This is a genomic window from Bradyrhizobium sp. MI1.4, from assembly GCF_055811315.1.
The window spans coordinates 1-21,206 of the sequence record NZ_JBVVPP010000055.1; the positions used below are offsets into that span (position 1 = coordinate 1).

At 62.4% G+C, this 21,206-nt stretch carries 19 protein-coding genes; 11 read left to right on the top strand and 8 right to left on the bottom strand.

Annotation, left to right across the window (positions count from 1 at the left end; all coding sequences use genetic code 11):
• Positions 1-139: 139 nt before the first annotated feature.
• Both AC0L23_RS33715 and AC0L23_RS33720 read right to left on the bottom strand, forming a co-directional pair.
• Positions 140-760 (bottom strand): TetR/AcrR family transcriptional regulator, encoded by a 621-nt coding sequence (locus AC0L23_RS33715; protein ID WP_473357966.1) that lies wholly within the window; start codon positions 758-760, stop codon positions 140-142.
• A gap of 774 nt (positions 761-1,534) precedes the next feature.
• Complete coding sequence (locus AC0L23_RS33720) at positions 1,535-2,269, bottom strand: TetR/AcrR family transcriptional regulator (RefSeq protein WP_085349467.1); 735 nt, start codon at positions 2,267-2,269, stop codon at positions 1,535-1,537.
• Positions 2,270-2,487: 218 nt separating this feature from the next.
• On the opposite strand from AC0L23_RS33720, the gene AC0L23_RS33725 reads away from it, so the two are divergent.
• From AC0L23_RS33725 to AC0L23_RS33740, 4 genes are all read left to right on the top strand, one after another.
• Positions 2,488-3,438, top strand: coding sequence for a cyclase family protein (locus AC0L23_RS33725; RefSeq protein WP_018454756.1), 951 nt, complete (start codon positions 2,488-2,490; stop codon positions 3,436-3,438).
• A gap of 14 nt (positions 3,439-3,452) precedes the next feature.
• Positions 3,453-4,760 carry a histidinol dehydrogenase gene (gene hisD / locus AC0L23_RS33730; RefSeq protein ID WP_085349466.1) on the top strand — a complete coding sequence of 436 codons (1,308 nt, stop codon included), beginning with the start codon at positions 3,453-3,455 and terminating at the stop codon, positions 4,758-4,760.
• Between the two features lie 90 nt (positions 4,761-4,850).
• Positions 4,851-6,287, top strand: coding sequence for an MFS transporter (locus AC0L23_RS33735; RefSeq protein ID WP_473357967.1), 1,437 nt, complete (start codon positions 4,851-4,853; stop codon positions 6,285-6,287).
• Positions 6,284-7,051, top strand: coding sequence for an SDR family NAD(P)-dependent oxidoreductase (locus AC0L23_RS33740; RefSeq protein WP_473357968.1), 768 nt, complete (start codon positions 6,284-6,286; stop codon positions 7,049-7,051). The genes AC0L23_RS33735 and AC0L23_RS33740 overlap by 4 nt, the downstream gene beginning before the upstream one ends.
• Positions 7,052-7,322: 271 nt before the next feature.
• On the opposite strand, the gene AC0L23_RS33745 is transcribed toward AC0L23_RS33740, so the two are convergent.
• Positions 7,323-7,547: a hypothetical protein gene (locus AC0L23_RS33745; RefSeq protein ID WP_473357969.1), complete on the bottom strand. Its 225-nt coding sequence runs from the start codon at positions 7,545-7,547 to the stop codon at positions 7,323-7,325.
• Positions 7,548-7,801: 254 nt separating this feature from the next.
• On the opposite strand from AC0L23_RS33745, the gene AC0L23_RS33750 reads away from it, so the two are divergent.
• Positions 7,802-7,936: a hypothetical protein gene (locus tag AC0L23_RS33750; RefSeq protein WP_473357970.1), complete on the top strand. Its 135-nt coding sequence runs from the start codon at positions 7,802-7,804 to the stop codon at positions 7,934-7,936.
• A 219-nt stretch (positions 7,937-8,155) separates the two neighbouring features.
• Here the strand turns inward: AC0L23_RS33750 and AC0L23_RS33755 are convergent, their stop codons facing one another.
• Both AC0L23_RS33755 and AC0L23_RS33760 read right to left on the bottom strand, forming a co-directional pair.
• On the bottom strand, positions 8,156-8,584 hold the full coding sequence (locus AC0L23_RS33755) for a GlcG/HbpS family heme-binding protein (protein ID WP_473357971.1): 429 nt from the start codon (positions 8,582-8,584) through the stop codon (positions 8,156-8,158).
• A complete protein-coding gene (locus AC0L23_RS33760) occupies positions 8,577-11,588 on the bottom strand; it encodes an FAD-binding and (Fe-S)-binding domain-containing protein (RefSeq protein ID WP_473357972.1) in 3,012 nt (1,003 codons plus the stop codon). The genes AC0L23_RS33755 and AC0L23_RS33760 overlap by 8 nt, the downstream gene beginning before the upstream one ends.
• Before the next feature lie 174 nt (positions 11,589-11,762).
• On the opposite strand from AC0L23_RS33760, the gene AC0L23_RS33765 reads away from it, so the two are divergent.
• From AC0L23_RS33765 to AC0L23_RS33785, 5 genes are all read left to right on the top strand, one after another.
• The gene (locus AC0L23_RS33765) at positions 11,763-12,962 is read left to right on the top strand and encodes a pyridoxal-phosphate-dependent aminotransferase family protein (RefSeq protein ID WP_473357973.1); all 1,200 of its coding nucleotides are present in this window, start codon (positions 11,763-11,765) and stop codon (positions 12,960-12,962) included.
• A gap of 61 nt (positions 12,963-13,023) precedes the next feature.
• Entirely contained in the window at positions 13,024-13,821 is a 798-nt protein-coding gene (locus AC0L23_RS33770; protein ID WP_204511855.1) for an enoyl-CoA hydratase/isomerase family protein, read from the top strand.
• A 139-nt stretch (positions 13,822-13,960) separates the two neighbouring features.
• Complete coding sequence (locus AC0L23_RS33775; protein ID WP_085349461.1) at positions 13,961-14,935, top strand: Bug family tripartite tricarboxylate transporter substrate binding protein; 975 nt, start codon at positions 13,961-13,963, stop codon at positions 14,933-14,935.
• Between the two features lie 184 nt (positions 14,936-15,119).
• Positions 15,120-15,662, top strand: a complete 543-nt coding sequence (locus tag AC0L23_RS33780; RefSeq protein WP_162496499.1) for a tripartite tricarboxylate transporter TctB family protein — start codon at positions 15,120-15,122, stop codon at positions 15,660-15,662.
• A gap of 11 nt (positions 15,663-15,673) precedes the next feature.
• Complete coding sequence (locus AC0L23_RS33785; RefSeq protein WP_247361575.1) at positions 15,674-17,173, top strand: tripartite tricarboxylate transporter permease; 1,500 nt, start codon at positions 15,674-15,676, stop codon at positions 17,171-17,173.
• 51 nt (positions 17,174-17,224) lie between these two features.
• Here AC0L23_RS33785 and AC0L23_RS33790 read toward each other — a convergent pair whose 3' ends face one another.
• The 3 genes from AC0L23_RS33790 to AC0L23_RS33800 all read right to left on the bottom strand — a co-directional run bounded on the left by AC0L23_RS33790 (position 17,225) and on the right by AC0L23_RS33800 (position 19,656).
• Positions 17,225-17,614, bottom strand: a complete 390-nt coding sequence (locus tag AC0L23_RS33790) for a hypothetical protein (protein WP_247531687.1) — start codon at positions 17,612-17,614, stop codon at positions 17,225-17,227.
• A gap of 387 nt (positions 17,615-18,001) precedes the next feature.
• A complete protein-coding gene (locus AC0L23_RS33795; RefSeq protein ID WP_473357974.1) occupies positions 18,002-19,195 on the bottom strand; it encodes a CaiB/BaiF CoA transferase family protein in 1,194 nt (397 codons plus the stop codon).
• 134 nt (positions 19,196-19,329) lie between these two features.
• Positions 19,330-19,656 carry a hypothetical protein gene (locus AC0L23_RS33800; RefSeq protein ID WP_473357975.1) on the bottom strand — a complete coding sequence of 109 codons (327 nt, stop codon included), beginning with the start codon at positions 19,654-19,656 and terminating at the stop codon, positions 19,330-19,332.
• Between the two features lie 200 nt (positions 19,657-19,856).
• Here AC0L23_RS33800 and AC0L23_RS33805 point away from each other — a divergent pair.
• A partial coding sequence (locus AC0L23_RS33805; protein WP_473357976.1) for a M10 family metallopeptidase occupies positions 19,857-21,206 on the top strand: 1,350 nt, incomplete at its 3' end.

Sequence of the window (21,206 nt, forward strand, 5' to 3'; positions counted from 1 at the left end):
GCTACCAGCAGAGCACGCCGATCAAAGGGGTCCCTTTTGGATGCCGATAGGGGGTCCCAGTCGAACGCCGATTGACAATCAGTACGGCTTTGGCATTCCCGGCGCCAGGATTTCGAATTTCTGCGAAGCTGGCAATTGGTCACCCCTCCGCAAGATGGCGAGCGATCAGCTTGACTGCAAAGTCGAGAAAGTCGCGCTGGTCAAGGCCAGCCGGATCTTCGGCAACGCTTGCCATCAAGGCTTCGCCGGACATCGCCGCAAGCATATGGGCAGCGCTCAAGAGGGCTATAGAGAACTGGGTGCTGGAGATCCGCGGCGCAGTTCGCCTGGCCTTCCGGGCCGATTCGAGCCGCGCTCTATGAACTCGTTCGACCAGCGGCTTGAGCATGCCCGATCCTTTTGGCCGGTGGCCAGCGACGCTAAGCCAGAGGGCGAGCTTCGCGGCTCGCTCATCAGCATAGGTGCGCTGAAAAAGCCGACCGAGCGCGGCGACGTCAATCTGGTCAGGCGCCCATTTTTGAATGGTAGATTCAATGTCATCCACCAGCCGCCGCCCGATGCGCCGGAGGAGGGCGTCCATCAACGCTTCGCGAGTGCCGAAATGATAGTGCACGGCCGCGTCCGTGATGTTCAGATCAGCTGCAATGCGTTGGATGCGCACGCCTTCAGGACCGTCGTCGTGTAATCGCCGCTCTGCTGCATCGAGAATGGCAAATTTTGCTGCTTCCGGTGTACGACGCTGTCTCTTGGCCATTGACATTCTACACTCGTCAGAATTACTTAGTATGTCCTAAGTAATGGATTGATCATGGACGATTGGGATTCTGAGTCGTCGGTGACAATAGCCGATCGGGTTGGTATTGCGATTGTCGATCTCAAGGTGCCGCAATCGCAACACGTCAGCGCGAAGGATCGCCTCGATATCCGCGTCCGTTGTTGGGCAGGCGAGGGTCCACCTGCTATCCCATTGCACTGCGGCTCGCTCTCCACCCGTACGTGGGACGATGTCGCCATTGCGCTGCGAACCGACTTTCGTCCCTTTGCGGTCGCGCATAGAGCGAGCGATTGGGCCAAGACCATCGTAGAAGCAGCTACGTCAACGAGCTCATTTCCGTCTCGGGGATGTCGTTGGGCGGAAGTCGGGGGCTGTGAATTCGCGCCTCGCTACTTGGGTCGCGTCGAAAGCCGGGTGAAGGGTCGACGTGACCTCGTGGCCTGTCTTCGGGGCAACGGAGCGGATGCGCACCGCCATGTCCAAGTTTCGTGGCGCACCGACCGTGATCGAAGTGGTTTTGACGGCGCTTGCGGTCCCGCTCCAAAGGCCTTCCAGAGCGCCTTCGCTATCGCATTCGCACCACCCGACAGTGTGCGCGCCCTCTCTGCTGGCGAAGGGCGATGGTTCGAATGGTACCTATGACTTGACCGGTGCACTTCCTGTCGACGTGCTGAGAGCTTTCAGGGGCGAATGCCGGCGAGCATGCCTGAGACTTCAATGAAGATGCGCCTCTTAGCCGGATATGGTTGAGAGGTGCCCCTAAGAGACGACCTCCAAAGCTGATGACGACAATTTCCGATCGCATGGCCATGATCCAAGGAAGATGTGGACGGTATCCCGGATCAGGCTGTTCTTGTCGACGTGAGGATCAAGCCCATATGCGTGCTTTCTGACCCCGTAGTAGAAAATGCTTCCCTGGAGAGCCCATGCTATCTCCAGATAGCGAGCTTCATTGCTCGAATCGAAGACCACCTCGCGAGCGAAACAGACCTCGATTGCGATGCGGCGTATGACGCGTTCTTCGACGAGCTTTATGTACGAACTCGTAATCCCAACGTTCTTAAGTCCCGCGAACAGGTACATCCGCATCCAACCGCGGTTCATGATGATGTCTGTGTAGCTAATATAGAATTCAATCAATCGAGCTTCGATGGATTGCGTCCTGTCGACCAAAAGCTCGTCCCAGTGGTCGCTCCACACGTCCAGGAACACGCTGCGGTAGACTTCGTCAATCAATTGCTCCTTTCCCTTAAAGTACTTGTACATGAGAGGCTGCGTGGTCCCCAAGTGTTCCGCCAGCTCCCGCGTCGTGGCGCTGAAGCCTGACTCCGCGAAGAACTCGGCTGCCTTCTTTACGATCAATCGACGGCGTTCTTCGAACGGAAGGCGGGTAGTAGTTTGCGACGAGCGGGATGGCGAGCGCATCCGCTTCGCCGCAGCCTTTTTTCCTTTTAGCTTTCGGGCAAGCGGCTTTTGCTTGTCGCTCTTCTTCATCGTCTTGCCTGCAGCTTCGCGCCTGCTCCGAGCGTGGAACTTCGAATTAGCTTTATACCCATGCGGTTACTTCAGCGCAATAAATCCGCCGGACTCGGTCATCGCTAAGTAATCGACGGATAACGTATCGCAATAGGTTTATAGCGAGAATGCCCTTGAACAAATGCGCCAGCGCCGCTAAGTTATCAAACGATAACAAAGCTTGAGGGAGCGATATCGTGAAGCTGGACAGGGCGGCCATTCTGAAGGCCGCGGACAAGATTTCAAATTGGGGCAGGTGGGGAGCGGACGACCAGATAGGCACTCTCAACAACGTCACGCCGACCGACATCGTCGGCGCTGGGCAGCTGATCCGTAAGGGCAAGGTGTTCTCCCTCGGGCTGTCGTTGAAGGAACCTATTCAGTCGGGTCTCTTCGGTGGCCGATGGAATCCGATCCATACGATGCTCGCGACCGGCACCGATGCGAAGCTCGGAAATCAGGATGAGCCGTTTCCCTACCTGCGGTATGCGGACGACGCGATCAACATGCCGTGTCAGGCGTCAACGCAGTGGGATGCGCTTTGCCACGTCTTCCTCGACGATAAAATGTATAACGGGTACGACGCTTCTCTCGTCGACGTGCGAGGGGCGAAAAAGCTCGGCATCGAGCATGTCCGCGACAAGATGGTCGGCCGCGGCGTTCTTCTGGATGTCGCCCGTTTCAAGAGCGTCGATCATTTGGATGATGGCTACGCGATCACGTCCGAAGACCTGACAGGCTGCGCTGAAGCACAGAAAGTGGCGATCAAGAAGGGTGACTTCGTGATCGTCCGCACCGGTCACCAGGAGCGCTGCCTCGCCAAGAAGGATTGGTCGGGCTATGCCGGAGGGAACGCGCCGGGATTCGGTTTCGAGACCTGTTTCTGGCTCCGTGAGAGGGACGTTGCCGCGATCTGTTCGGATACTTGGGGCTGCGAGGTGCGCCCCAACGAAACCAAGGAAGCCAATCAGCCGTGGCACTGGGTCGTGATTCCCGCGATGGGAATCTCGATGGGGGAGATCTTCTATGTGAAGGACCTGGCAGAGGATTGCGCACAGGACGAGGTCTATGAGTTCTTCTTTTGCGCGCCCCCGCTGCACCTTCCTGGCGGGGCAGGCTCTCCGATCAATCCTCAAGCCATCAAGTAACGGGGCAGATCGACATGGCTGAATATCTCAAGCGTGGCCGCGACGCGGCACTCCGGGCCGAGGATGCGGCCAAGGTCCGCGCGTCGGTGGAGGAAATTCTTGCCGACATCGAAAAACGCGGCGACGCTGCAGTCAGGGAGCTCTCCACGAAATTCGACGGCTGGGATCGGGGCTACTATCGCCTTACGGAGGCAGAGATCAAGTGGTGCCTCGGTCAGCTGTCCAAGCGGGACATCGACGACATCAAGTTCGCCCAGGAACAGGTCCGCAACTTCGCGCGGCACCAGAGGGAATCGATGCGCGACGTGGAGGTCGAAACCCTCCCTGGCGTGGTTCTCGGACACAAGAACCTACCGGTCAACTCGGTCGGCTGCTACGTGCCCGGAGGCAAGTATCCTCTGCTGGCGTCGGCCCATATGTCGGTCATCACGGCCAAGGTCGCCGGGGTGAGCCGGATCGTGACGTGCGCGCCACCGTATAAGGGGCGACCCGCGCCCGCGATCGTCGCGGCTCAGCACCTTGCCGGTGCCGACGAGATCTACTGTCTGGGCGGCATCCAGGCCGTCGGCGCGATGGCGATCGGAACGGCCTCCATTGCCCCGGTCGATATGCTCGTCGGCCCCGGCAACGCCTTTGTGGCGGAAGCGAAGCGGCAACTCTTCGGCCGTGTCGGAATCGATCTCTTTGCGGGGCCGACCGAGACCTTGGTCATTGCGGACGACACTGTCGATGGTGAGTTGTGCGCGACCGACCTCCTTGGCCAGGCGGAGCATGGGCCGAATTCTCCAGCCATCCTGCTCACCACATCCCGTAAACTCGCGCAGGATACGATGAATGAGATAGGCAGGTTGCTCCGGATCCTGCCGACCGCCGACGTCGCATCCAAGGCCTGGGAGGAATACGGCGAGGTTATCGTGTGTGAAAGCGACGAAGAGATGGTCGCCGAAGCGGATCGGATCGCCTCGGAGCACGTCCAGGTCATGACGAGAGATCCCGACTATTTCCTCAACCGCATGACAAACTATGGCGCCCTTTTTCTCGGACCGCGCACCAACGTGGCGTACGGGGACAAGGTGATCGGAACGAATCATACTCTCCCTACACTCAAGGCTGCCCGCTATACCGGCGGCCTCTGGGTCGGCAAGTTCATGAAGACGGTGACGTATCAGCGGGTCACGACCGACGCGGCCTCCGCTATGATCGGCGAATATTGCTCACGCTTGTGCATGCTCGAAGGCTTTGTTGGGCATGCCGAGCAGGCCAATGTGCGTGTTCGTCGCTACGGCGGCCGGAACGTGCCCTACGGCCGGGCTGCGGAGTAGCCGAAGTCGAGGTGCCGGGGGTCGGGCCCCTGGCCCATTCAATCAATCGTGCAATGGCTTGTTCGCCCTCGAGGCGGGATGGGATGCATTATGCTGTCTGCTCTTGATCTACGCTCGGACCTAACGTTCAATCAGAAGAAGCTGATATTTGCTGGCGCATTCGGACTGGTCCTCGAATTTCTGGACTATTTCCTAATCGGCTTTGTCCTGACTTTCGTTTCGAAGCCATGGAAGCTGACGTTCGGAGCATCCTCGATAATTCTGCTGTCGTCCGGACTAGGTGCGATGGCAGGAGCTGCGTTCTTCGGATGGCGAGCCGATCGGATCGGCCGCCGAAGAGTATTCCTGACCACGCTAGCTCTTTTTTCGCTGGGTACCGGCGCTTTGGTGTTCACGCCCGATAGCGCCGAATACGGTTGGATCTATCTCACTCTGTTCCGCTTCCTCATCGGTTTCGGCGCGGGCGGCCTCTATTGCGTCGATCTGCCTTTGATCCAGGAGTTCGTTCCGGCATCCCGAAGGGGAGAGGTGAGCGGCCTCGTGACGGCAGCCGTTCCGCTCGGCTTCTTGCTTGGCTCTGCGATGGTCGCGTTCGTCGCGCCCACGGTCGGCTGGCGTGGCCTTATGGGCATCTGCGTCGGCCTCGGTGCGGCGGCGCTTCTCTTGCGCGTCTGGATACCGGAATCCCCGCGATGGCTACAGCGTAACGGTCGAGCCTCTGAAGCCCGAAACTCGATCGCGTGGGCACTTGAGGTCGACCCGTCCGAGTTGCCTTCGACAATCGACAGCGCGCCCGAGAATAAACTTGGATTCGGCGCGCTGCTAAGATACCCGCGCAGCGTCGCGTTGTCTTTCCTTTCAAACCTTGGTATGCAGACCGGCTACTACGGGCTCACATTGTGGGCGCCGACGCTGCTCGTGCAGGTCCTCCACGTGCCGCCTAGCTCCGCCGCGTTCTACATGATCTTCGTGACCAGCGCCGCCTTGCTCGGGCGAGTCGGCTTCTCTGTTCTATCCGAAAAGATGGGACGGCGCCCCGCGGGACTGATCTCCACGTTCGGCGCAGCGGCAATGCTGCTGGCCGCGGCTCTGTTCGGCGATGCGCTGGCTTCGGTCCTGGTCGCTTTCGTCGGACTGCTGGCGCTCACCTTCCTGTTCGGGGAAGGAGGTTTTGCCGTCGTCGGTCCGTATTCGGCCGAAGTCTGGCCTACAGCGCTCAGAGCGACCGGGATGGGTGCGGCATACGGTTTCGGCGGCTTGGGGAAGGTGATCGGCCCGATGGGCTTGGCGTTCATCGTCGGCGCGTCGTCGGATGTCGTTCCCGCATCTTCCGGCATCTCGTTTTCCACCGCGTTCATCTACTTCGCCTGCTGGTACGCGCTGGCGGGTCTGGCATTCGCGGTTTTCGGAATCGAAACAAAGGGGCGCACGATTGAGGATCTCGAGTGGGAGCTACAGGCGCTCAGCTCGACATCCCCCGAGCGCGCTCCGGTTTCCGCCGCGAATGTGCAAGGACCCAGCTCATGAAATCTCTCCCACAGACACCCTCATTCCGGCTCGATGGCAGGCGCGCCCTAGTCACCGGCGCCGGCAGGGGAATCGGCGAGGCGGCCGCTGTCGCCTTGGCAACTGCGGGAGCGCACGTCACGCTTGCGGCCCGCACCGGCGACGAGCTTGACGTTCTCTGTGGAAGCTTGCGCGCGCAAGGCTTCTCTGCCGATACCATGGTTCTGGATGTCCTGGAGGTGGAGCAGGCGCGTCTGAGGATCGGATCCAGCGAGCCTTTTGACATTTTAGTCAACAATGCCGGCACCAACCGTCCGATGCCCATGATAGCCGTGACAGCCGATGATTTTGACGCCGTCATGGGTCTCAACGTGCGGGCGGCATTCTTCGTCGTACAGGCTGTCGCCAAAAGACTCATGGAGGGGAACCGCCCCGGCTCGATCATCAACATGTCTTCGCAGATGGGGCACGTCGGAGGCGCGCGGCGGTCGATCTACTGTGCAAGCAAATGGGCTATAGAGGGGTTCTCGCGGGCGGCCGCGGTTGAGTTCGCTCCCCATGGCGTTCGAGTCAACACGCTTTGCCCGACGTTCATCGAGACCCCGATGACGAGACCCTTGTTCGAGGACTCCGAGTTCAAGGCGGACGTCCTTTCGAGGATTAAGCTGGGACGCGTAGGCACGGTCGAGGATTTGATGGGAGCAATCGTGTTTCTCGCCTCCGATGCCTCTGCACTAATGACCGGCTCATCGCTTATCGTCGACGGTGGATGGACGGCGGATTAGTCCGCGATGCGACCGAAGGAAGCTTCGAAGCTCCCTTCCCGCAGGCGGCGGCATGCCCCCAGCACCAGCGCCTGCGCTCAGAGAACAGTGATCAGCCCTTGTAACGGAACTTCACACCGCGGCCCCCTAACGTGGGTTGCTTTGCGACCGCCCGACGACACGAAAGGGATCACGTAGAACCTTTCATTAGCAAACTCGAGATCGGGGCGGAGCCGTCGGACGGATTGCGAGAAGTTCAGCAAGCTGGCCTACTAGGCAAGAACGATCGGGGCTACAAAGACGCATCAAGGAGGGGGACAGTCCGGCGGACGTTCACCTGGTCCTGTCCGGCTTCGCGTGCCGCTACAAGCTCCTGCGGAGCGGCGACCGCCAGATCATGGCGTGGCTTGTGCCAGGCGACATTTGCGATCTGCACGTCTCCATCCTCGGCGAGATGGATCATGCGATTGGCACGCTCACGCCTTGCCAGATCGCCTTCCCTGCCGAGGCACGTCATCGAGGAACTCACATCGGGAGGCGGAACGCTCACTCGAGCGCTGTGGTGGGCGACTCTCGTCGACGAGGCCGTCATGCGCGAGTGGCTGGTCGGCATCGGCAGGCGGCCTCCCGACAGACGGATAGCACATCTGTTCTGCGAAGTGCACCTGGGTCTCGCGAGCGTAATGCAGCGAGCGGCGACAGCTCCGATTTTCCGGCCACGCAGCGGAGCTCGGGGACACGCTGGGCCTGTCAGCGTCCACGTGAATCGGGATGCTGCAGCAGCTCTTGGATGATGGTCTTCTCACGCTGACCGGCAAGCGGCTCACTATCCTGGACCGCCGGCGCCTTGAGCAGTTCGCCGAGTTCGATCCCAACTACCTGCACCTGAGCAAGCGTCGTCGCTAGAGCCATACTAGCCGCGAATCGGGAATGTTCGCGCACCGCCGCCTCTGCGTCCCGGCTAAACTCACCGCTTAGGCGCAAGATCGCATGAAATATCGCAGATTTGCGTCATGTGGGGAAAAGCGGTAGCGGTCTAGTGACTCCAACCCCCGACAAGCAACCCCCGCGGCCCACTCCACAAGGTCTTGGCGAGCGTGCGAGCTTCGGGTTCGTGGATGATCCCTATCCCGCGTTGGCCTTCAACCCCGCGGCCTGGATGCCGGCCACCGCACACGCCTCGTCATTGTCCGACGTGTCGCCGGAGACGCCGACGGCGCCGAGCAGCGTCGTGCCGTCCATGATCAGCACGCCGCCGGGGACCGGCACCAGCGCGCCCTTGGCCATGGTGTTCACAGCATCGATGAAATAGGCCTGCTCCTGCGCGCGCTGGAAGAGGGCGCGTGAACCGATGCCCAATGCGAGCGCGCCATAGGCCTTGCCGTGCGCGATCTCGGCGCGCATCAGGCTGGTGCCGTCCTGCGCCGCGGCGATCTTGAGCACCCCGCGGGCGTCGAGGATGGTAACCACCAGCGGCTTCAGCTTCAGCTCGGTGGATTTCGCGAAGGCAGCGTCGAGGATCTTGCGGGCAGCGTCGAGGGAGAGGTCAGCCATGGCTGGTTTCCTTTGCAATGGGAGGGGTTGTAGATTGGGTTTCGGCACGATCAAGGCTCATCGCCAGCACCCGCGCGACGTGAAGCGCCTCGCGCTGGGCACCGTCGTGGATCTGGTGCCGGCAGGAGGTGCCGTCGGCAACGACGAGCGCATTCTGGTCAGCGCGCCGCACGGCGGGTAGCAGCGACAGCTCGGCCATCTCGATCGAGGCATCGTAGGTGTCCGCGCCATAGCCAAAGGCGCCGGCCATGCCGCAGCAGCTCGACTCGATGGTCTCGACCTCAAGGCGCGGGATGAGGCGCAGCACCTGCTCGACCGGCTTGAAGGCGCCAAAGGACTTTTGATGGCAATGGCCGTGCACCAGCGCTTTGTCGGCAAGGGGGCCGAGCGGCAGTTTCAGCCGGCCGGCCTCGGCCTCGCGCACCAGGAATTCCTCGAAGGTCAGCGCGTGGGCGCCGACGGCCTTGGCGTCATCGTCCTTGCGCAGCGAGGCGAGCTCGTCGCGCAGGGTCAAAAGGCAGCTTGGCTCGAGGCCAACGATCGGGACGCCGCGCGCGGCGAAGGGCGCGAATGCGGCGACGAGACGATCGAGCTCGGATCTGGCTTCGTCGACGAGACCGGCCGACAGGAAGGTGCGGCCGCAGCACAGCGGACGGCCGCCGCTTGCAGGTTGCGGCAGATGCACGCGATAGCCGCCGGCTGTGAGCACGCGCAACGCGGCCTCAAGGTTTTCGCGTTCATAGATGCGATTGAAGGTGTCCGCGAACAGCACGACCTCGCGACCGGTTTCCGGCCCGACCGCTTCGGCCGGCGGCACGAATACGTCGCTGCGGAAGGCCGGGAGTGCGCGGCGGGCGCTGATGCCGGCAAAGCGCTCGAACAGCTTTCGCAGCAGCGGGCTGCGGTTGCGCAAATTCGCCAGCGGCGCAAAGCGCGACGCGAGGCCGGCATAGCGCGGGAGGTAGCCGACGAGGCGGTCACGCAAGGTCAGGCCGTGCGAGGCCGCGCGCGCGGCGAGCACCTCGATCTTCATTTTGGCCATGTCGACGCCGGTGGGGCATTCGTGGCGGCAGGCCTTGCAGGACACGCAGAGCTTTAGCGTCTCCATCATCTCGTCGGAGGAGAGCGCGCCTGCGCCGAGCTGGCCGGAGATCGCGAGCCGTAATGTGTTGGCGCGGCCTCGCGTCACGTCCTTCTCGTTGCGCGTCGCGCGGTAGGACGGACACATCACGCCGCCCTCGAGCTTGCGGCAGGCGCCGTTGTTGTTGCACATCTCGACCGCGCCCTGAAAACCGCCGCCGGCCCCGGGATAAGCGGACCAGTCGAGTTTTGTCTTGAGCTCAGCGACGCGATAATCGGGTTTGAAGCGAAACAGCGAGCGATCGTCCATCCTGGGAGCATCGACGATCTTGCCGGGATTGAGCACGCCATCGGGATCGAAGCGTTGCTTCACCTCGCGGAAGTCGGCGACGAGACGCTCGCCGAACATCGTTGCGTGGAATTCGGAGCGCACCAGGCCATCGCCGTGCTCGCCGGAATGCGAGCCCTTGTATTCACGCACCAGTTCGAAAGCTTCCTCGGCGATGGCCCGCATCGCCTTGACGTCCTTGTCCAGCTTCAAGTTCAGCACGGGTCGCACATGCAGGCAGCCTTCGGAGGCGTGAGCATACATCGTGCCGCTGGTGCCGTGCCTGGCAAACACCTCGCTCAGCCGCGCGGTGTAGTCGGCGAGATGCGGCAGCGGCACGGCGCAGTCCTCGACGAAGGAAACCGGCTTGCCCTCCTGCTTCATCGACATCATGACGTTGAGGCCGGCGGCGCGGAAATCGGCGATCCCGCTCTGCAGCGCGGGGGCGGTGATTTCCACCACGCCGCCCCATTTGCGCTTGTCGTTGTTCCAGCCGAAGCCGAGATCGCCCATCAGCTCGCCGAGCTGCTTCAGGCGCACGAGGTTGTCCGCCTGATCCTCCTCGGCGAACTCGACCACGAGCACCGCATCCGGATCGCCCTTGATCGCGGCGGAGATGATTGGCCGGAACATCGCGATGTCGCGGCCGAGCGCGAGCATGGTGCGGTCGACCAGCTCGACCGCGATCGGCTTCAGCTTGACCAGATGCTGGGCCGCGTCCATTGCCTCGTAAAAACTGCCGAAATGGCAGATGCCGAGCGCCTTGTTGCGGATCACAGGCCACAGCTTCAGCTCGACCTTGGTGGTGAAGGCAAGGGTCCCCTCGGAGCCGACGAGAAGGTGCGCCATGTTGTTGCGGGCATTGCGCGGCACCAGCGCATCGAGATTGTAGCCGCCGACACGGCGCTGCACCTTTGGGAAGCGCGCCGCGATCTCCTCGGCTTCGCGGGCGCCGAGATCGAGCATGTCGCGGAACAGGGCGCGGGCGCTGTCGTTCGCATCGAGATCGGAGAGATCGCGCGACACCTCGCCGAAGCGACTCAGCGTGCCGTCGGCGAGCGCGGCCTCCATCGATAGCGTGTTGTCGCGCATGGTGCCGTAGCGCAGGCTACGGCCGCCGCAGGAATTGTTGCCGGCCATGCCGCCGATGGTGGCGCGCGAGGCTGTAGAGACGTCGACCGGAAACCAGAGGCCGTGCTTTTTCAGCTGGCGGTTGAGGTCGTCGAGCACGATGCCGGGCTCGACCACGCAGGTGCGCCCTTCGATGTCGAGCGACAAGATCCGGTTGAGGTGTTTGGAGAGATCGACAACGAGGCTGTCATTGACGGTCTGGCCGCATTGCGAGGTGCCGCCGCCGCGTGGGGTCACCTTCAGTCCCTCGTCGCGCGCGATCGCCAGTGCCTTGAGCGCCGCGTCCGTGGTGCGCGGCACCACCACGCCAGTGGGCATGATCTGGTAGAAGGACGCGTCCGTGGCGTAGCGGCCCCGGCTGAAAGCGTCGAACAGGACGTCGCCGGTCACTTCCCGGGCCAGACGTGCCGCAAGGCCGTCCTTTTTGGCCGATTCCTGTGATTTCCCGGGCACTTCCGCCGCCATGATCCGCTCTTGCCTGTTCGCCGCCCCCGTCTTGCCTCCGGTCACGTCCCTTGGCAAGGCGAGCCCTGCTTCTTGTGCATTGACGGCCCCCGCCGGGCGAGGGACAAGCCCGGCGAATAGTGATATTCGAGCGGCTTGCGCAGCCGACAGACTCAAAGACCGGGAAGGACGCCGATGACCGTGCATACTGGAAGGCATTTTCTCCAGATTCCAGGACCGACCAACGTGCCCGACCGGGTGCTGCGGGCGATGGACATGCCGACGCTGGACCATCGCGGTCCGGAGTTCGCCGAGCTCGGGTTCGCCGTCCTCGCCGGCATGCAGCGGGTGTTCCGCACCAAGCAGCCCGTGATCATCTTCCCCTCGTCCGGCACCGGCGCCTGGGAAGCTGCGATGGTCAACGTGCTCGCGCCCGGCGACAAGGTGCTGATGTGCGAGACCGGCCAGTTCGCCGTGCTGTGGCGCGGCATCGCCGACAAGTTCAAGCTCGACGTCGACTTCATCCCGAGCGACTGGCGCCATGGTGCCGATCTCGCCGAGATCGAGAAGCGCCTTGCCGCCGACAAGCAGCACGCGATCAAGGCGGTCTGCGTCGTCCACAACGAGACCTCGACCGGCTGCGTGACGCCGCCGCTGGAGGTGCGCAAGCTGCTCGACCGGGTCAAGCATCCCGCGCTGCTGATGGTCGACACGATCTCCGGCCTCGGCTCGATGGAGTACGAGCACGATGCCTGGGGCATCGACGTATCGGTCGCGGGTTCACAAAAGGGCCTGATGCTGCCGCCGGGCCTCGGCTTCAACGCCGTCTCGGAGAAGGCGCTCGCGGTGGCCAAAGCCAACCCCGGCATGCGCTCGTATTGGGACTGGCAGGAGGTCATCGGCTTCAACAAGCTCGGCACCTTCCCCTATACGCCGGCCACCAATTTGCTCTACGGCCTGCGCGAGGCGATCAAGATGCTGGAAGAGGAGGGGCTCGAGAACGTCTGGACACGCCACAAGCGCCACAGCGCGGCGACGCGTGCCGCGATCAAGGTCTGGGGCCTGGAGACGCAGTGCGCCGATCCTGCCGCGCATTCGCCGGCGCTGACCGGGGTGCGCGTGCCTGACGGCCACGATGCCGACGCCTTCCGCAAGGTGGTGCTGGAAAACTTCGACATGTCGCTCGGCACTGGTCTGAACAAGGTCAAGGGCAAGGTGTTCCGCATCGGCCATATCGGCCATTTCAACGACCTGATGCTGATGGGCACGCTCGCCGGCGTCGAGATGGGCCTCGATCTTGCAAAGATCCCGCACCGGAGCGGCGGGGTGTTGGCGGCCATGGACGTCCTGAAGGGACGCGAGGTGGTGCCGATGGCCAAGGCTCAGGTGGCTTAAAGGCTCGGGTGGCCCGAAGGCTCAGCTTGCCTGAGCCAACTTAGAGAAAAGCGAGCGCGCGATGAACGCACCGACGACCGCAAACGAAGACCTGCTCTACTCCGTCACGGACGGCATCGCGCGGATCACCTTCAACCGCCCGCAGGCGCGCAACGCACTGACCTTCGCCATGTACGAGCGCATGGCGGAGATCTGCCAGGAGATCAATGCCGACCGCTCGATCAAGGCGCTGATCCTGACCGGCACCGGCGACAAGGCGTTTGCCTCCGGCACCGACATTTCTCAGTTCCGTGCGTTCAAAACCGCGCAGGATGCGCTCGACTATGAGGCCCGCATCGACCGCGTGCTCGGCACGCTCGAGCAGTGCCGCGTGCCCGTGATTGCGGCGATCGCGGGGGCCTGCACTGGCGGCGGCGCGGGAATTGCGGCGTGCTGCGACCTCCGCATCGGGACTGAAACGACGCGCATCGGGTTTCCGATCGCGCGCACGCTCGGCAACTGCCTGTCGATGTCGAACATCAGCCGCGTCGTCTCGCTGGTCGGCCCCGCCCGCACCAAGGATCTGATCTTCAAGGCGCGCCTCGTCGAGGCGCCGGAAGCACTGGCGCTCGGCCTCCTCAACGAAATCGTTCCGGACGTCGAGACGCTGCAGCGCCGCGCCGACGAGACCGCCAGGCTGGTGGCGAGCCATGCCCCGCTGACACTTGAAGCGACCAAGGAGGCAGTGCGCCGCATCCGCCGCACGCTGTCGCGCGAAGAGGGCGAGGATCTGATCCTCAAGGCCTATATGAGCGAGGATTTCCGCGAGGGAATGGACGCCTTCCTCAACAAGCGCACGCCGAACTGGAAGGGCAAGTAGCACATCTGCGGCTTGGCTTCGTCAGCCGAAAGTCATAGGCAGCGGGATACCCGCGTGCTTGAACTCGCTCGCATTAGTCCGCACAATGCGTCGAGAAGCAAAGCTAATAATCCAGGGGACGAAACTCGTGCGAATTCTAATGCAAGCTGTTGGCGTCGCAGCGGCGCTATCGTTGAGCACGCCGGCCTTTGCGGGATGGGAGCCGACCAAACCGGTCGAGATCGTGGTCGCGGCTGGCGCGGGCGGCGCCTCCGACCAGATGGCGCGGATGATGCAGGCCGCGATCCAGAAGAACAGTCTGATGAAGCAGCCGATTGTGGTCTCGCTCAAGGGCGGGGCTTCCGGCGCCGAAGCGCTGATGTACATGAAATCCAGCGAGGGCGACCCCAACAAGGTGCTGATCGCCTATTCGCTGATCTACATGCTGCCGCTGTCGGCAAAGATCCCGTTCAACTGGCGTGAGCTGACCCCGGTTTCGGTGATCGCACTCGACCAGTTCGTGCTGTGGGACAACAGCGCGGGTCCCAAGACGGTGAAGGAGTTCGTCGCAGCCGCAAAGGCGGCGAGCGCACCGTTCAAGATGGGCGGCACCGGCTCGAAGCGCGAGGATCATGTGCTGACTGTGTTCCTCGAGCAGAAGACCGGCGCGAAATTCTCCTATCTGCCTTACAAGTCCGGCGGCGAGGCAGCCACCCAACTCGTCGGCAACCACACCGAATCCAACGTCAACAATCCATCCGAAAATCTCGAAGTCTGGCGCGCGGGCCAAGTGCGTCCGCTCTGCGTGTTCGACAAGGAGCGAATCTCCTACACCAGCAAAGTGACGGAGACGCAGTCCTGGGCCGACATCCCGACCTGCAAGGAGGAGGGCGTCGATGTGCAGTATTTGATGCTGCGCGCGATGTTCCTGCCCGGCAAGGTCACGGCGGAACAGCAGGCGTTCTATGTCGAGCTGTTCCACAAGGTGACGCAGACCGCGGAATACAAGGACTACATGGAAAAGCAGGCGCTGAAGCCGATCTTCCTCACCGGCAAGGACATGGTGCAATTCCTCGAGGAGGACGATGCAGTCAACAAGTCGCTGATGACGGAAGCCGGATTCGTCGCGAAGTAGCCGCCTCTTCTCCCCCGCCCCGTTCTTGCGGGGCCGCGACGAGCTTCGCTCGCGCTGAGAGGGTTGGGTGAGGGCTCTCTCCGCGAGTCCAATCCTCACCGTCATCGCGGACACTCCCGCTCACCCCAACCTCTCCCCGCAAGGGGAGAGGGGGGAATTGAACTTACTCCGTCCCCAACGGCTCATGCCCCAAACCGATCTTGAAATCGTCGTTGACGATCCGACCGCGCCCGAAGACGACTCGCCTTCCGTCGTCTCCTCCGGCACGATCGAGATATTCGTCTGTCTGCTGCTGCTCGCGCTGGCCGCCACGCTCGGCTACGACAATTGGCGCACCGGCGCCTCCTGGGATTCGACCGGGCCGGAGCCCGGCTATTTCCCGTTCTACCTCTCCGTCATTCTCGGTGGTGCCAGCCTCTACGGTCTGATCGTGGCGCTGGTCGCGCACCGCGCGGCACCCGACACCTTCGTCACGCGCGCGCAGGCCCGCCGCGTCATGGCGGTGTTCGTGCCGACGCTGCTGTTCTGCCTGGCGACGCAGTTTCTCGGCCTCTATGTCGCGAGCTTCCTCCTGATCGCCAGCTTCATGCGTCTCGTCGGCAAGATCGCGCTGTGGAAGTCGCTGCTCACCGCTGTCGTATTCACGGCGATCATGTTCGTGACCTTCGACGTCGCCTTCGACGTCATCATGCCGAAAGGGCCGCTCGAAGCGGCCTTCGGCCACTAAGGCGAGCCGCAATGGAAGCTTTCGGTCTCTTGCTTCACGGCTTTGCGGTCCTGCTGACGTGGAAAACGCTCGTGCTGATGATGGTCGGGCTGGTGCTCGGCATCTTCGTCGGCGTCTTGCCCGGGCTCGGCGGACCCAACGGCGTCGCGATCCTGCTGCCGCTCACCTTCACGATGGATCCGACCTCGGCGATCGTGATGCTGTCCTGCATCTACTGGGGCGCGCTGTTCGGCGGCGCGATCACCTCGATCCTGTTCAACATCCCGGGCGAGGCCTGGTCGGTCGCGACCACCTTCGACGGCTATCCGATGGCGCAGCAGGGCAGGGCGGCGGAGGCGCTGACGGCTGCGTTCACGTCCTCTTTCATCGGCTCGCTGGTCGCTGTGCTCCTGATCACCTTCCTCGCCCCGATGATCTCGTCCTTTGCGTTGAAGTTCGGCCCGCCCGAGTTCTTCGCGGTGTATCTGCTGACCTTTTGCTCCTTCGTCGGTCTCGGGCGCGAGGCCAAGCACAAGACCGTCATCTCGATGTCGCTGGGGCTGTTGCTCGCCGGCATCGGCATGGACACGGTGTCTGGCAATCTGCGCATGACCTTCGGCTCGTCCGAGCTGCTCCGCGGCATCAACTTCCTCGTCGCCGTCATCGGCCTGTTCGGCATCAGCGAGATCCTGCTGACGATGGAGGAGCGCCTGGCGCTGCGCGGACACGCGGCGAGCATTTCGTTGCGCGTCGTGCTGAGTGTGTGGAAGGACCTGCCGAAATACTGGGCGACGCTGCTGCGCTCCTCCTTCATCGGCTGCTGGCTCGGCATTACCCCGGGCGGCGCGATCGCGGCCTCCTTCATGGGCTACAACCTGGCAAAGCGTTTCTCCAAGGATCCCGAGAGCTTCGGCAAGGGCCGCATCGAGGGCGTGTTCGCGCCCGAGACGGCGGCACATGCCTCCGGCACCGCGGCGCTGCTGCCGATGTTGGCGCTCGGCATTCCCGGCTCCGGCACCGCTGCCATCCTGCTCGGCGGGTTGATGGTGTGGGGGCTCAATCCGGGGCCGCTGCTGTTCGTCGAGCACAAGGACTTCGTCTGGGGTCTGATCGCCTCGATGTATCTCGGCAATGTCGTAGGCCTCGTGCTGGTGCTGACGACGGTGCCGATCTTCGCCTCGATCCTGCGCGTGCCGTTCGCCGCGGTGGCGCCGATGATCGTGGTGTCATGCGCGATCGGCGCCTATGCGATCCAAAATGCGATGTTCGATATCTGGCTGATGCTCGGCTTCGGCGTCGTAGGCTATGTCTTCAAGAAGATCGGCATTCCGCTCGCACCGTTCACGCTGGCGCTCGTGCTCGGCAACCGCGCCGAGGATGCCTTCCGTCTGTCGATGATCGGTGCCGGCGGCGACCTCAAGGTGTTCTGGTCGAACGGCCTGGTCGGCTCGATCACGACGCTGGCGATCGTGCTGCTGTTTTGGCCTGTGATCGATCGTCTCCTCGGACATCTGAAATCGAGTAGGCGCTAGAAAACCGCATAAAAGTTCCGAAGAAGTTCCCACTGCTGGTCTTCTACTCGCTTATGGCTTTGCGACTAGCGCGGTTGCCGCGACGAGTGCGGCGAAGGCGGCCTGGGACACGACACCAATCTGCCAGTTCATCTTACGTTTGGTGTGTATCCAGACATGGAAGCGTTGAAGCGTCACGAGCGGTTCTCGCCTGTAGAGGCTATGCACGAACTGGAGCGGGTCGGGCAGCATGCCGGCGGCCGCCCCCAGCGCGATCACCCAAATCGGCGCGCTTTGGTAAAATAGAAGGATCGCCAGGGCGAATCCGGTCGATGCATCGGTCGCAATCGTGAGCAGGTCCATCCACAATCGACGATCCGCCTTCAACAGTCGGTTATCGGCATTCTTGCGAACTGAGATTGCTTGAAGGGGATAGTCCCAGTGTGGAATTGCATCGATCACAAAATGGCTCGCAAATCCCGTGACAGCGACCACGATTGGATGTGAGGGCAACATATAAGCGATGGCGCCGCCAACAATCGCGTGTGTACTTAGAATCATACCGGACCGTACCGCTCGAGCATCCGCCCCACCAAAAGCACGGCCTCACCCATAAGCACAAGGCCGTCCCCAGGTGCGTCCCCCAAACACAATTGTGAACTCGCGACCTTCAACGAGGAGCCGGTCAGTAAACGCAGGCTGAACGAGCGTCTTCCGTTTGCTGACCACCTTGTTCCAAAGCGACACGCGCCGGGTACCGGACTGTGCGCGAGCGCGTTCACTAGGCGACCTGAGACGACGTGCTTTCGCGTGCTTTTTCATGTCGCTTTTTGCGCGCTCACTTTGAATCTACACGACCCTCGTCGCCCTGAGAGCTACAATTTCTTCTTGATCAAAACCGAGTTCTGCAAGCACTTCGTCGGTCTGCTCGCCGAATTCCGGCGGCCGCGCCACCATCCTGCTCGGCGTGCGCGACAGCGTCACGGGCTGGCCGACCAGACGGATGTCGCGACCCTCGTCATTCGGCACCTCCTGCGCAATGCCGAGATGCTTGACCTGCTCGTCTTTGAACATCTGGTCGATGGAGTAGATCGGCCCGCAGGGCACGCCGGCCTCGTTGAGTTCACGGACCCAGGTCTCGGTTGACTTCGTCAAGGTACGCTTCTCGATCTCGGCATTGAGCGCGTCGCGGTTCTTGGAGCGGGCCGGCGCGGTCAGATAGTCGGGATGGCTGTAGAGTTCCGGCGCGCCGATCGCCTGCGCGCAGCGCTCCCAGATCCGGCCGCCCGTAGTTGCGATGTTGATGTAGCCGTCCGAGGTCTTGAACACGCCGGTCGGAATGCTGGTCGGGTGGTTGTTGCCGGCCTGCTTTGCCACTTCTTTCTCCATCAGCCAGCGTGCGGCCTGGAAGTCGAGCATGAAGATCTGGGCCTGCAGCAGCGAGGTCTGCACCCACTGGCCCTTGCCCGAGACCTCGCGCTCCAGCAGTGCGGTGAGGATGCCCATGGCACAGAATAGACCGGCGGTGAGGTCGGCGACCGGAATGCCGACCCGCATCGGCCCTTCGCCCGGCGCGCCGGTGATCGACATCAACCCGCCCATGCCTTGCGCGATCTGATCGAAGCCCGGCCGCTTGTGGTAGGGCCCGTCCTGGCCGAAGCCGGAGATGCTGCCGTAGACGAGGCGCGGATTGATCCTGGCGAGGCCCTCATAATCGATACCGAGCTTCTTCTTCACGTCCGGGCGGAAATTCTCCACCACGACGTCGGCCTTGGCGGCGAGGCGCTTGAACACGGCGAGCCCGCGCTCGTCTTTCAGGTTCAGCGTCATCGCCCGCTTGTTGCGATGCAAATTCTGGAAGTCGGAGCCCCGCCGCGGGCCGCCCGGCTGCTCGCCGCCGGCATCCTCGGTGAGCGCGTCGATCTTAATCACGTTCGCGCCCCAGTCCGCGAGCTGCCGCACGCAGGTGGGTCCGGACCGGACGCGGGTCAGATCGAGCACGGTGAAGCGTGACAGGGCTTCCGAGGCATGCGGAAAGGGCATCTTGATGGGCTCCGGGACAGATTGCGGGCCTACCATAGTGCCGAATGACCATGCGGCAAGACATCACGCGGCAGGTCAGGGCCGCGCGGATGCCGGCTGTCGAAAATGCAACGCCTGCGGGCGCCTGCGAAGGATCAGCGCGCCAGCCGCTTCAGCTCGGCGCGCGCCTGCTCGGCCAGCGGGTCATCGCCGTAACGCGCAATGAACAGCTCGAACGCCTCCCGCGTTCCCTTGCGACGGGCGGATTCGTACTCCTCCGCCACCGCAGCCGAGGGGTCGCGGGCCATTGGAACGGTGGGGACGCGCCCCGCTGTGACGCCTTGCCTGGCGCTTTCCTTGCCGCACTCATCCGCGTTGGCTTTTCCGACCATGACAGGCTGTCCTCCGAAGGATAGATGGCCCGGCCCGGCGAGCGCCATCAGAGCGCCGAACAGGCCGGCCGGGAGGGAACGTATTTTCATGATTTCACTCGCAACACGGCAGCTAGCCGGAACCGGCATCCTCGTCCTGGCCCGTATGACTACGGGAATTGATGGCTAACACGGTCTTATGGAAGGAGTCCGGACCTCCTCGCCCAAATTAAACCAAACGTTCAACTCTCAAGCTAGAATCACCTGTCTGGGCCCCGAATCATATGGGCCACCTGCTTCGGAGATTCGCTTTGGCCACCGCGGTCACGGTCACCAAGACCAACAACGCCGACATCGACGGCCTGCTATCGGGCTACAAATGGTCCGGCACGATCACGTACAGCTTTCCCGACTCGCCCAGCGACTACGCCATTCCCTACAGCGGCGGCAGCAGCGAGCCGACGACGTCGGGTTTTGCCTCGGCGCCGAGTCAGATGCAGGCGGCGATCAATTACGCGATCGGACTGATCCTCAGCTACACCAACGCCAACATCCAGTATGCCGGGACGAACGGCGCCGACATCATGGTCGCGCAGTCGCCAGCGGCCAATCCGACATCCTACGCCTATTACCCCGGCAATTACGCGGTCGGCGGCGACATCTGGTTCGGCACCGCCTACAACTATTCGCAGGCGGCGCTCGGCAACTACTATTTCACGACTGCGTTGCACGAGCTCGGACACGCCCTTGGCCTGAAGCACAGTCAGGAAGCCGGCGGCCCCGCCAATGTCGCGGTGCCGAGCGCGCATGACGACAGCGAATACACCGTCATGAGTTATCGCAGCTATGTCGGTGCTTCCACGACGAGCGGCTATACCAACGAAGCCTATGGGTATCCGCAGACCTATATGGCCAACGATATTCTCGCGCTGCAGACGATGTACGGCGCGAACTACACCACCCAGGGCGGGACCACCGTCTATACGTGGAGCCCGACCACCGGGCAGGAGTTCATCAACGGCGCTGGCCACCCGGCCGACAATGGCGGTGTCGGTGGCTCGGCCAATCGCATCTACGAGACGATCTGGGATGGTGGCGGCGTCGATACCTACGACCTGTCGAACTACACGACCAACTTGAGCATCAACCTCAATCCAGGTGCGTCGTCTCTGTTCTCGTCGGTTCAACTCGCCAATCTCGGCAACGGCCATTACGCGTCGGGCAACGTCTACAATGCCTATCTCTATAACGGCGACGCGCGGTCCTACATCGACAATGCCACCGGAGGGTCCGGCAACGACACCATCATCGGCAATGCCATCGCCAACGTACTAAACGGCGGCTCCGGGAACGATACGCTGACCGGCGGCGGCGGCAACGACATCCTATCTGGTGATGTCTCGGTCTTCTCATTCGGCTCAAACGGCGCAGTCGATCGCATTGCCGACTTTAATGGCGATAACAAGGCCGATGTCATACAACTCAACCAGAACGGAATGCTGGACGTGTGGTTATCGACCGGGAGTGGGCTGGACAACTATGCTCAATGGGGCAACGGGTCTCAACCGTCCGACAAGCTTGGCGACTTTAATGGCGACGGTAAAACAGATGTCCTTCAGTTCTCGGGCGGCAACGCCTATGTCTGGATCTCCAACAGCGCA

What these genes read in the sequence shown, in the direction of transcription:
- AC0L23_RS33760 (WP_473357972.1), bottom strand. Translation starts at nt 11,588, where the DNA reads ATGGCGGCGGAAGTGCCCGGGAAATCACAGGAATCGGCCAAAAAGGAC.
- AC0L23_RS33765 (WP_473357973.1), top strand. Translation starts at nt 11,763, where the DNA reads ATGACCGTGCATACTGGAAGGCATTTTCTCCAGATTCCAGGACCGACC.
- AC0L23_RS33720 (WP_085349467.1), bottom strand. Translation starts at nt 2,269, where the DNA reads ATGAAGAAGAGCGACAAGCAAAAGCCGCTTGCCCGAAAGCTAAAAGGA.
- AC0L23_RS33770 (WP_204511855.1), top strand. Translation starts at nt 13,024, where the DNA reads ATGAACGCACCGACGACCGCAAACGAAGACCTGCTCTACTCCGTCACG.
- AC0L23_RS33745 (WP_473357969.1), bottom strand. Translation starts at nt 7,547, where the DNA reads ATGACGTGCCTCGGCAGGGAAGGCGATCTGGCAAGGCGTGAGCGTGCC.
- AC0L23_RS33755 (WP_473357971.1), bottom strand. Translation starts at nt 8,584, where the DNA reads ATGGCTGACCTCTCCCTCGACGCTGCCCGCAAGATCCTCGACGCTGCC.
- AC0L23_RS33780 (WP_162496499.1), top strand. Translation starts at nt 15,120, where the DNA reads ATGCCCCAAACCGATCTTGAAATCGTCGTTGACGATCCGACCGCGCCC.
- AC0L23_RS33715 (WP_473357966.1), bottom strand. Translation starts at nt 760, where the DNA reads ATGTCAATGGCCAAGAGACAGCGTCGTACACCGGAAGCAGCAAAATTT.
- AC0L23_RS33800 (WP_473357975.1), bottom strand. Translation starts at nt 19,656, where the DNA reads ATGAAAATACGTTCCCTCCCGGCCGGCCTGTTCGGCGCTCTGATGGCG.
- AC0L23_RS33795 (WP_473357974.1), bottom strand. Translation starts at nt 19,195, where the DNA reads ATGCCCTTTCCGCATGCCTCGGAAGCCCTGTCACGCTTCACCGTGCTC.
- hisD (WP_085349466.1), top strand. Translation starts at nt 3,453, where the DNA reads ATGGCTGAATATCTCAAGCGTGGCCGCGACGCGGCACTCCGGGCCGAG.
- AC0L23_RS33785 (WP_247361575.1), top strand. Translation starts at nt 15,674, where the DNA reads ATGGAAGCTTTCGGTCTCTTGCTTCACGGCTTTGCGGTCCTGCTGACG.
- AC0L23_RS33775 (WP_085349461.1), top strand. Translation starts at nt 13,961, where the DNA reads ATGCAAGCTGTTGGCGTCGCAGCGGCGCTATCGTTGAGCACGCCGGCC.
- AC0L23_RS33740 (WP_473357968.1), top strand. Translation starts at nt 6,284, where the DNA reads ATGAAATCTCTCCCACAGACACCCTCATTCCGGCTCGATGGCAGGCGC.
- AC0L23_RS33735 (WP_473357967.1), top strand. Translation starts at nt 4,851, where the DNA reads ATGCTGTCTGCTCTTGATCTACGCTCGGACCTAACGTTCAATCAGAAG.
- AC0L23_RS33750 (WP_473357970.1), top strand. Translation starts at nt 7,802, where the DNA reads ATGCTGCAGCAGCTCTTGGATGATGGTCTTCTCACGCTGACCGGCAAG.